Genomic DNA, 10,117 nt, shown 5'->3' with positions numbered 1-10,117 from the left:
GCGGTCGCCTTCCATTTGTTTCGGGAAATGGATACTTTGCAGGGCCTTTATTCTTTTTAAACCATATCGATATATGCCAACTTACCGACCCACCCCTTTTTTTCACCTTTTAAACCCTATTGTATGAAAAAGATCACCATGCTGGCGCTGGCGCTGGCAGCACTGGCCGGCTGTAGCAAAGAATACACCGGCACCACGGAAAAAACGGTTATGAAAGAAAATGCACCACAACCCGAAGCGGTAAATGCGCTGGCGCAAAGGACCATCAGCTTCAGCGGCATCAACTGGACCGTAAGAGACCAGGCGGGCCCCAGCGGACCGCACGACAATTACTGGAGCGGCAGCACCGATAACGTATGGGTGGACGCACAGGGCCACCTGCACCTGAAGATCCGCCGGGACGCCGCCACCGGGCGCTGGTATTGCTCCGAAGTGATCTCGCAGCAAAGCTTCGGGTACGGCACCTATATCTGGAAGATAGAAGGACGGGTAGACCAGTTGGACCGCAACGTGGTGCTGGGCCTGTTCAACTACAAGTCCGGCGATGACGGGCATCATGAAATAGACATCGAGTTTGCCCGCTGGGGCAACGATGCCTGGCACAACTTCAACTACACGGTATACCCGGCCTACGGCTCACCCAGCGTATCCCAAACGTTTGAGCTGGCGCTGAATGGCACCTACAGCACGTACACCTTTCACCGCACGGGTACATCCGTATCTTACGTAGCCTACCACGGGCACGGGGAAACCTACGCTTTCTTTCCCTGGAGCACGCCCGCCGGCTTCCCGGTTAGTACGGAGTCCTTACCAGTGCATATGAACATGTGGCTGTTCCAGCACATGGCGCCCGCCAACGGGCAGGAAGTGGAAGTGATCATCCATTCGTTCGAATTCAGACCACTTTGATGATGCGCGGATGTGCGGGTTTCCCCTGTACATCCGCACCTATCAAACCACCGGCAATTCAAACTGGAAAGTAGTGCCCGTACCGGGTATGCTCTGGATATTGATCCTGGACTGGTGCAGGTCCAGTATCTTTTTCACAATGGCCAGGCCCAGCCCCATCCCTTTGCTGGCCTGCACTTCCGGCTGGCCGGACTGTTTATACCTTTCAAAAATATAGGGCTGGTCCTCCAGGGCGATGCCCGTACCATTGTCCGATACGGCAATGCCAATGCCGGAGGCCTTGTTGGTAAGCTTTACCCGTATACAGCCGTTCTGCTCCGTGTATTTGAGCGCGTTATCCAGCAGGTTCTGGAACACTCTTTCCACCAGCGCCACATCGGCAAACACGGCCGGCAGCGAGGAAGGCGAGTCCAGCTCCAGTGTGATGTTCTTTTCCTTCGCCAGTATTTCATACTTGATCAGCACATCGTTCACCAGCTCGTTCAGCAGGAACTGTTCTTTCTGCGGGGTGATCTGGTTGGCTTCGAGCTTGGAGTATTCAAAAAGCTGGTGCACCAGGTGCGACAGCCTCCTGGAGCTGCTCAATATAATGTCCAGGTATTGCTGCCGTTCTATCAGGGTCGTGTTCTCCCTGATCACCAGCGTTTCTATGTAGCCCTGCATAATAGCCAGGGGCGTGCGCAGGTCGTGGGAGATGTTGGCGATCAGCTCCTGCCGCAGCCGGTCAGCCGCGGTGATCTTGTCCATGTTGTCCACGATCACGTCCGCCATTTCATTGAAGGTGGAAGTGAGCAGGCCCAGGTCCCCTTTGGACTTACCCATGATCCTGGCGCTGTAATCGCCTTCCTTAAAGCGCTTTACGGTAGCCGCGATCCCCGCGATGCTGCGCGTGATGAGCAGGAAAATGATGATCCCTACCGCAAATGCGATGAGCAGGGTGGCAAAGAAAATATTGCCGCCCAGTTCCCAGAAAAAATTCCGGTTAAGCGCCGCCAGCACCGCTTCCTGTTTTTCGCTGGCCAGCACGGCGTACACGTAGCCGGATAGCTGCCCGTTCTCATACACCGGCGCAGCGGAAAAGATGCTTTCCTTTGCCGGCTGCTTGGGATTATCGCCGGCAATGTACTTACGCCCGCCTTCCTGTATGAACTGCTTTACCGGCGCCAGGCTCACCCGGTTGGACTTCACGGATTTATCCGGCACTACAAAATCAATGATCTTACCCGTGGTGTCCAGCAGGTACACCTCCACGCTGGGGTTGATGACCATAATGGAATGAATGATATCATGCGTGATCGCGGTATCCGGTTTACCGTTCCTGATAGGCTGGGTAGTGTTGGCCAGGTGGGCGGCCACGTTGCCGTACAACTGCTGGTTCACCTCGTTGAAATATACCCTTGACACATGCGAGCCGATAAAGAGGTAAGCAATGCCCAGCACGGCCAGCAGCCCGGTAAACACGGCAGATATTTTCCAGAACAGGAGATTGCCCCTGATGAATTTTACAGGCATTATGATGCGGTTTATTGCTATTTACAATTCTTCGTTAAAGCGGTAGCCCACGCCCCAGGTGGTCAGTATATACTTGGGATGCGAGATGTCTATTTCAATTTTCCCCCGGAGCCGGTTAATGTGGGAGTTGACCGTATGCTCATATCCTTCAAAGTCGTAACCCCATACCAGGTTGAGCAATCGCTTGCGGGTGTAGCTTTTGCCGGGATTAGCCGCCAGGAGGGCGAGCAGCTCAAATTCCTTGGGAGAAAGGTCCACCCGGCTGCCGTTCAGCGTTACCTTGCGTTTTTCTATATCGATCTCTATCCCGTCGTATTTCAACAGGTTGCTGCCGGTGCTGTCCTCGTACACGGCCGTTTCCTCGTTGCGGCGGAAGATCACTTTCACCCGGGCAATGAACTCCCGGATGCTGAACGGTTTGGTGAGGTAATCATCCGCCCCTGTTTCCAGGCCTACCACCTTGTCTATTTCCTCCGACTTGGCGGACAGTATCATAATGGGCACGGTCCGGTTGGTCATGCGGATGCGCCGGCAGATCTCCATCCCGTTCATACCCGGCAGCATCAGGTCCAGGATGATCAGGCTGAACTTATGCTCCGTGGCCAGTTCCAGTGCGGTATCGCCATCCTGCGCACTGGTCACCTCGCAGGCAAGGTCCGTAAGGTGTATCTTTAGCAGTTCTACGATGTTGATATCATCTTCAATGACCAGTACCCTTTTCATTTATCTTCCCGTAATAATTAGTTGATGCAAATATCCGTGTAAAAAAGAAGGAAAAGCCCGCTGTGATACTTTTGTTATAATTCTGCAATGCTTCTGTAATATCCATCCCGTTGTTTTGCTTTCATAAAATTCATGATTATGAAGCAAACTTTGCACTCCGTAACCATTCTTTTGGGAATGACCCTGACCGCTACCCTTTTCTCATCCTGTAAAAAGGATGATGATATGCCACCGGAAAAGCCCTACACTTTCAAAGTGGAAAATGTGCTGAACCCACAACCGTTTGTAGCCAGCGGCACATTTAAAGGCAGCGGCACACCGCCCGTGATCCTGCCCGGGCAGAGCGTGAGCTTCAGCTTCCCTGCCGGCAAGGGGCAGGCCATCAGCTTTGCCACCATGTACGGGTGGAGCAATGACATGTTCTTTGCACCGGCCAACCCCGGTATTGCCCTGTATGACGATATGGGCCAGCCGGTGGAAGGCGATGTATCTGCACAGGTAAAGCTCTGGGATAACGGCAGCAAGATCAACCAGGCCCCCGGCATGGACAACCCGCATAACAGCGCGGATGAAAACGGCGTGGTCACGGCGGTAGACGGTATGGACGCACAGGGCCACTCCTTTTTACCGGCCGACCAACTGGTAAAAGCCATGCTGGCTTATGATGCAGACCAGTCTACCTTCACGCTTACCCTCACCAATATATCCGGCGGCACCGCCAACGAAACGCCTTTAAGCCCCGGCGTATGGGCGGTATCCAATTTCCTGGGCGGCAGCCTGCTGGGAGATATGCCGCTCTTCACGCCCGGACAGCCTGGCGCCAACGGCTTACAGCCCCTGGCTGAAATGGGCGATAACAGCGTGCTGGGCGCCTACCTGGCGGAACATACCCAGGTAGCCACCGGCCTCTCACCGGTAGTAGTGGTGGTATACAGCGGCAATATCAAGCCTATTTTCACCGAAGGACAGGCAGACTATGGCGATGGCCTGGCCAGGATAGCCCAGGAAGGCGACCAGGCAGACCTGGTGGCTGCGCTGGAGCAGATGGACGGCGTAAAGCATGTGTACGTGCTCAATCCCTCCAATACGCCTGTAACACCCGGCAACAGCGCGGAAGCACAGATAACGGTAGCTGCCAATGACCGTATTGCTTTTGCCACCATGTTCGGCAGCTCCAATGACTGGTTCTACGCTTTTGACGACATGGGCATCTCCGTGAATGAAAAAGGGGACCTTACCGGTAAGGTAAAATTGTGGGACAATGGTACCGAGATAAACGAACATCCCGGGGCGGGCAATCATCAACCAGGTTTTAATCCAGGTGCACAAAATCCCGAAAGCCAACCCATCATGGCCGTGAGCTATGAAGCATACCCGGCGCTGCCGATGGTGCAGGAAGTGATGAAAGTGACGTTGAGCAAGTAAGAAAAAAGCCAGGCGCCGGCCGCATTATAGTTTGGCGGCTATGCCAGTTGCAGCGCTGCAACTGGCATAGCCATTTTTATCAAACCGCCAGTCCCCATTTCCCCAACTGCTCCCGGGTGCTTGCATAGTCCTGGTGGCAAAGGCCGTTAATGCCCAGCCCTTCGGCAACGGATACGAACATCGCGCGGTCTTCTACGTACAGCACTTCCTGTGGCGCTACCAGCGCAATGTCCAGGGCAATACGAAAGATGTCCGCATCCGGCTTACGGAAATGTACAAAGCAGGAAGAGATAAAGAAATCCACGAACTTGTTAAGCCCGTACTTGCGGATGCGGTACTCATTCAGCTCGCGGCCTTCATTATTGACAATAGCGATCTTGATCCCATAGTCGGCTTTGATCCTGCAGACCATATCGATCATCTCGGGATAAGGCTCCGTTTGTGCAAACATGAAGTCTTTGAAGGTATCCCTGCTGAAAGGCCTTTCCTCGTAGAACACGGTCCTGAAGAGGTATTCATCGAGGGTGAGCTTTCCTTCCTCGTAGGTATCAAAAGTAAGGTGATGCCGTTCTTCGAGTTCGGGCAGGTCCAGGGAAAATTCCGCCGCAGCGCGTTTCCGGGCGGCACGGTCCCAGCCGTTGCTGAGCAGTACGCCGCCAATATCCAGGAACAAGGTGGTGATGGGAGAGGATTGTTGCATGGTTTTAAAAGTAAGTAAAAAATGAATATCATGGCGCGTTAGCCGTTCAACAACGCTTTGAGCTGCAGCACGGCGCGCTCCATCACCCCGGCGCTAAAGCCCGTAAAGCCCAGTATCAGCCCGGGCCTTTGCTTAAACCGGATCACGTAATCCGATACGGATTGCAGGATCATGTTTTCCTTCAACGCCTTCTTTTCCAACTGCGCTACATTACAGGGATGCCGCAGCCAGGCCACCAGGTGCATGCCGGTATCGCAGGCAGCTACCTCCAGGTGCCTGCTCAGGTGTTTTTCCAGCAAGCGCACCAGCTCGTCCTGCTGCTTTTTATACAGGGTGCGCATTCTTCGCAGGTGCCGGGCAAAGTGGCCCTCCTCCATGAACTGTGCAACAATGGCCTGGTCAATAACAGGGCTTTGCCGGTCGATGGTGGACTTCACCATTTTAAACTGCCTGGCCATATCGGCGGAGGGCAGTACCATGTAGCCCAGGCGCAGGGCAGGGAACAGCACTTTGCTGAACGTACCGGTATAGATCACGCGGCCTTTATCGTCCAGGCCTTTTAAGGCGGGCACGGGGCGGCCATTGTAGCGGAACTCGCTGTCATAGTCGTCCTCCACGATCCACATGCGGCGTTTGGCCGCCCACTGCAGCAGCTTCAGGCGCTCGCCTAACGGCAACGTGCCTCCGAGGGGGTATTGATGCGAAGGCGTAACGTAGGCCAGCTTTGCATCCGGGTAATGCCGGACGGCATAGTCGATGTCCAGCCCGTAGGACGTTAGCGGCACCGGGCACAGTTTACCGCCCCAGCGGGTAATAGCGCCCCTAGCGGATTGGTAGCCCGGGTCCTCCACCCAGCAGGCATCCCCTTTTTTCAGCAGCACCTGGGCCGCCAGGTTAATGGCCTGCCGGGAGCCGTTCACGATCAGCACCTGTTCCGGCGTGCATACAATAGAACGGTTAATGCGCAGGTAGTCCGCCAGCGCTTCACGCAGCGGCAGGTGGCCCTGTGTATCGCCGTAGCCAAGATGCAGCCGCTGTATATCCCGGTAAATGCCGGCGGCTATGCGCGCCCAGGTCTTGAAGGGGAAATGCTGCACGTCCGGCACTGATGACTGGAAGGGCAGCCAGGGCTCTATGGCGCTGTCCTTCTGCAGGATGTGCTGCGGCAGGGCGCTGTCCCGGTAGTCCGCCCTGGAAGCCGCCTTCGGCCGTGCGGGTGCCGGCGCTGCAGGCCGCTGTGGCGCCCGGTCCAATTGTACGCACACGTAAGTGCCGTCTCCCTTTTTTCCCTGCAGGAAGCCTTCCAGCATCAATTGTTCATAGGCCAGGAACACGCTGTTCCTGGATACGGACAGCTCCGCCGCCAGGGTGCGGGTGGAGGGCATGCGCTCCCCTTCTTTCAGCCGGCCGCCGAAAATGGCCTGCTTCACCTGCTCATATAGCTGGAGGTACAGCGGATCGGCGCTGCGCTTGTCCAGCCGGAGAAACGGCATGAATATCTGGGGAGGCGTTTTACTCATAATGGCCCTGTAAAAATAGTTAAAAATGGCTCTTTTTACGATGCCAATATACGGCTACTTTTGTTTTAAAATCAATAAGGGATGAAGATCGCATACGTATGTTACGAAACACAGGAGCAGTATTCCGCTGCCACGCAGGAAGATGAGGAAAGCCTGTTGCTGGCGCTGCTGCAGCAAAAGGGGCTGCAGATCAGCAGGGTGATATGGACCGATGAAAGTGTGCGCTGGGAAGATTATGACCTGGTGCTGGTAAAATCACCCTGGGACTACCATGAAAAGATCGGGCAGTTCTACCGCTGGCTGGACAGGATAGCTGCGCTGGGCATATGGATGCTGAACCCTCATCCCGTTATAAAATGGAACAGCGACAAACACTACCTGCAGGACATTGCCCAGGCAGGTTATCCCGTTATTCCTTCCGCCATCATAGAAAGCGGAGCGCCCACCGGGCTGGCTCCGTTTTTCCAGCAATTCAACACTACGCAACTGATCGTAAAACCATGCATCAGCGCGGGGGCCAGGCATACTTATACCATCACGCCGCAAAACCTGCAGGCCATGCAGGACACTATTGCGCCCCTGCTGCAGCAGGAAGCCTTCCTGGTGCAGCCATACGTGAAAGAAATAGAAACAGCAGGCGAATGGTCCTTCATTTTCCTGGACGGCCAGTTCAGCCACTGTGTGGTGAAAAGACCGCGCTCCGGCGATTTCCGGGTACAGTTCATTCATGGCGGCACAGCCCATGCGGACCTGCCGCCGGAAACCTACATCCAAAGCGCGGCCGCTTACGTGGAACGCTTTGCTCCGGGATGCCTGTACGCCCGCGTGGATGCGGTTATGCTAGGCGATACGCTGACCCTCATGGAGCTGGAGCTGATAGAGCCTTACCTGTTCCTGGGAGCGGTTGCCGGCGGCTATGAAAGTTATTACCGTGCGCTGGCAAAGCGGATAGCGGAACGGCAGCACACGCTGTCCGGCGCCCGGTCAATTAATCCTCACAATTTATGATACCCGTACAACAGCTATCGCTTTTTGTGCTGGCAGCTTTCCTAATGGTGATCACGCCCGGCCCCAACATGATCTACCTGGTTTCCCGCTCGGTAACCCAAGGCAAAAAAGCCGGGCTGATCTCCCTGGCCGGCGTAGCCTGCGGCTTCCTTTTCCATATCATCCTGGTGTCTTTCGGGCTGACTGCCGTGCTAATGGCTATCCCTTACGCCTATACGGTGCTGAAGACAGCCGGCATCCTTTACCTGCTGTACCTAGCATGGGAAGCGGTGAAACCGGGCAGTAAAAGCGTGTTTGAAACACGGCAGGCGCTGCAGGCAGACGGACCCTTTAAACTGTTCGGTATGGGATTTTTCACCAATGTGCTCAATCCCAAGGTAGCGGTATTCTACCTGTCCTTCTTCCCGCAGTTCATCCGCCCGGCCTACGGCGATGTGCTGTCGCAAAGCCTGGTGCTGGGCTTTACACAGCTAATGGTGAGCTTTTCCGTCAACTTCATCATCGTGCTGCTGGCGGCGCGGGTCACCCGCTGGTTTGCCGTACATCCCAAGTGGATACGCCTGCAGAAATGGCTGATGGCCGGGGTGCTGTCCGGGCTGGCGGTAAAAATGGCGCTGGCAAAGGGAAATAAAATGTAATGATTTTTTTTACAGACAGGCAACTTATCATGTAAATCATTCGTATCATTGTTTGATTTAACCAAATTTGTCGAAGCACCTATGAGCACTAACTTTCTGAGTTTATCAGCCTGTACATTGCTGTTTTTACTGGCCGGCGCCTGCAAAAAAGAGAAGGACGCCGCTGCAGACCGGCTGCCATTGAATGACCATGACACCGCCTTCGTGCATCCGGGCCTGTTACACCGGCAAACGGATTTTGACCGTATGGCCGCCAAGGTAAACGCCGGCGCCGAGCCGTGGCTGTCCGGCTGGGGCAAGCTAACCGGCAATGCCCATGCCGCGCTCACCTGGCAGCCGAATCCGCTTGATACTGTTTATCGGGGCTATGATGGCGTGCATCCTGAAAACTACGGCATATTGTTCAATGATGTTGCCGCTGCCTATGCCGCTGCTTTAAGATGGAAGGTATCCGGCGATAACGCCTATGCCGAAAAATCTATCCAGATCATGAACGCCTGGTCATCCCGGCTGAAGGCGCTGGCTGGCAACAATGATGTTAACCTGCTGGCCGGCTTTCAAGGCTACCAGTTCGCCAACGCCGCGGAGATCATGCGTACCTACGAGGGTTGGGCCGTGGCCGACTTTACCCGTTTTCAACGGATGATGCTGAACGTGTTTTACCCCCTGAACCATGGTTTCCTTAGCAGGAAAGAAAGATGCATGAGCCATTTCTACGCCAACTGGGACCTCTGCGTGATGAACTCCATACTGGCAATAGGCGTGCTTTGCGATGACAGGGACCTGTATAACGAGGCCATTCACTATTTCAAATACGGGGAGGGCAATGGCTGCATCAAAAACGCCGTCTGGTATATCCACCCCGATGGGATGGGCCAGTGGCAGGAAAGCGGCCGTGACCAGGGGCATAATGTGCTGGGCATTGGTTTGATGGGCGCTTTTTGTGAAATGGCCTGGAACCAGGGCGATGATATGTACGGGTATGACGATAACCGTTTCTTAAAAGGCGCCGAATACGTGGCGAAGTACAACCTGGGCGAAACCGTTCCCTATGCGCCCTACAGCAATTGCGTGGGCGTAAACCAGCCGGTCATCAGCGAGGCGGCGCGCGGCAATGTACGCCCCATATGGGAGCTGGTATATAACCACTATGCTAACCGTAAGGGATTGCCTGCGCCTTACAGCAAAAGATTTGCTGAAAAGGTAAGACCCGAAGGCGGGGGCGGTAACTACGGCCCCAACAGCGGAGGGTACGACCAGTTAGGGTACGGAACGCTGACCTGCAGCCTGGACCCTTTGGACTAAAACGCCGTGAAAATAAAAAGCAAATGCAGCGGTTGCGCCGCTGCATTTGCTTTTTACGGAGATTCTCTTGGGACTGATTTTTGTTGGAAGAGCAGGAAAAGCACAGTTATGGAACCAATTACTTTCGAGCTAATGCTGAACAATGTGCCCTACTGGATAAAGGCGGTGCCATTCACTTTTAACTCCGAAGCGCGTTACCGCGTAAGCTATAATGACGGCCCGGAATACATCTTTGCCTGGGATACCAATATTGAACAGTTTGTTGCCATTGGCGACGCCTCCTCCACCATTCCCGATGATATGGAAGAGGCCGTAGCCGCCCGTTTATTGCAGTTCACCACGGAAGGGAAAAGAGGCCCGAAGGAGGCATAACCCAT

The 10,117-nt window shown here is 54.6% G+C and carries 10 protein-coding genes; 6 read left to right on the top strand and 4 right to left on the bottom strand.

Annotated elements, in window-relative coordinates; all coding sequences use genetic code 11:
- The first annotated feature begins 123 nt into the window (after window positions 1-123).
- The gene (locus tag LX66_RS14085; RefSeq protein ID WP_145714556.1) at window positions 124-909 is read left to right on the top strand and encodes a glycoside hydrolase family 16 protein; all 786 of its coding nucleotides are present in this window, start codon (window positions 124-126) and stop codon (window positions 907-909) included.
- 42 nt (window positions 910-951) lie between these two features.
- Here the strand turns inward: LX66_RS14085 and LX66_RS14080 are convergent, their stop codons facing one another.
- Both LX66_RS14080 and LX66_RS14075 read right to left on the bottom strand, forming a co-directional pair.
- A complete protein-coding gene (locus LX66_RS14080; protein ID WP_145714553.1) occupies window positions 952-2,421 on the bottom strand; it encodes a sensor histidine kinase in 1,470 nt (489 codons plus the stop codon).
- Between the two features lie 21 nt (window positions 2,422-2,442).
- Entirely contained in the window at window positions 2,443-3,144 is a 702-nt protein-coding gene (locus tag LX66_RS14075; RefSeq protein WP_145714551.1) for a response regulator transcription factor, read from the bottom strand.
- 138 nt (window positions 3,145-3,282) lie between these two features.
- On the opposite strand from LX66_RS14075, the gene LX66_RS14070 reads away from it, so the two are divergent.
- Window positions 3,283-4,569 carry a spondin domain-containing protein gene (locus LX66_RS14070; protein WP_145714549.1) on the top strand — a complete coding sequence of 429 codons (1,287 nt, stop codon included), beginning with the start codon at window positions 3,283-3,285 and terminating at the stop codon, window positions 4,567-4,569.
- Between the two features lie 79 nt (window positions 4,570-4,648).
- Here the strand turns inward: LX66_RS14070 and LX66_RS14065 are convergent, their stop codons facing one another.
- Window positions 4,649-5,269 (bottom strand): HAD family hydrolase, encoded by a 621-nt coding sequence (locus LX66_RS14065; protein WP_145714547.1) that lies wholly within the window; start codon window positions 5,267-5,269, stop codon window positions 4,649-4,651.
- Window positions 5,270-5,307: 38 nt separating this feature from the next.
- Window positions 5,308-6,789, bottom strand: a complete 1,482-nt coding sequence (gene pdxR / locus LX66_RS14060; RefSeq protein WP_145714545.1) for a MocR-like pyridoxine biosynthesis transcription factor PdxR — start codon at window positions 6,787-6,789, stop codon at window positions 5,308-5,310.
- 81 nt (window positions 6,790-6,870) lie between these two features.
- Between pdxR and LX66_RS14055 the strand changes: the two genes are divergently transcribed.
- From LX66_RS14055 to LX66_RS14040, 4 genes are all read left to right on the top strand, one after another.
- A complete protein-coding gene (locus LX66_RS14055; protein ID WP_145714543.1) occupies window positions 6,871-7,797 on the top strand; it encodes an ATP-grasp domain-containing protein in 927 nt (308 codons plus the stop codon).
- Window positions 7,794-8,435, top strand: a complete 642-nt coding sequence (locus tag LX66_RS14050) for a LysE family translocator (protein ID WP_145714541.1) — start codon at window positions 7,794-7,796, stop codon at window positions 8,433-8,435. Before LX66_RS14055 ends, LX66_RS14050 begins: the two co-directional genes overlap by 4 nt.
- 81 nt (window positions 8,436-8,516) lie before the next feature.
- Complete coding sequence (locus tag LX66_RS14045; protein ID WP_145714538.1) at window positions 8,517-9,740, top strand: alginate lyase family protein; 1,224 nt, start codon at window positions 8,517-8,519, stop codon at window positions 9,738-9,740.
- A gap of 108 nt (window positions 9,741-9,848) precedes the next feature.
- Window positions 9,849-10,112, top strand: a complete 264-nt coding sequence (locus LX66_RS14040; protein WP_145714536.1) for a hypothetical protein — start codon at window positions 9,849-9,851, stop codon at window positions 10,110-10,112.
- Window positions 10,113-10,117: the final 5 nt, after the last annotated feature.

The organism is Chitinophaga japonensis (assembly GCF_007830125.1).
GTDB classification, from domain to species: domain Bacteria; phylum Bacteroidota; class Bacteroidia; order Chitinophagales; family Chitinophagaceae; genus Chitinophaga; species Chitinophaga japonensis.
This window is presented reverse-complemented; position numbering and strand designations above follow the sequence as displayed.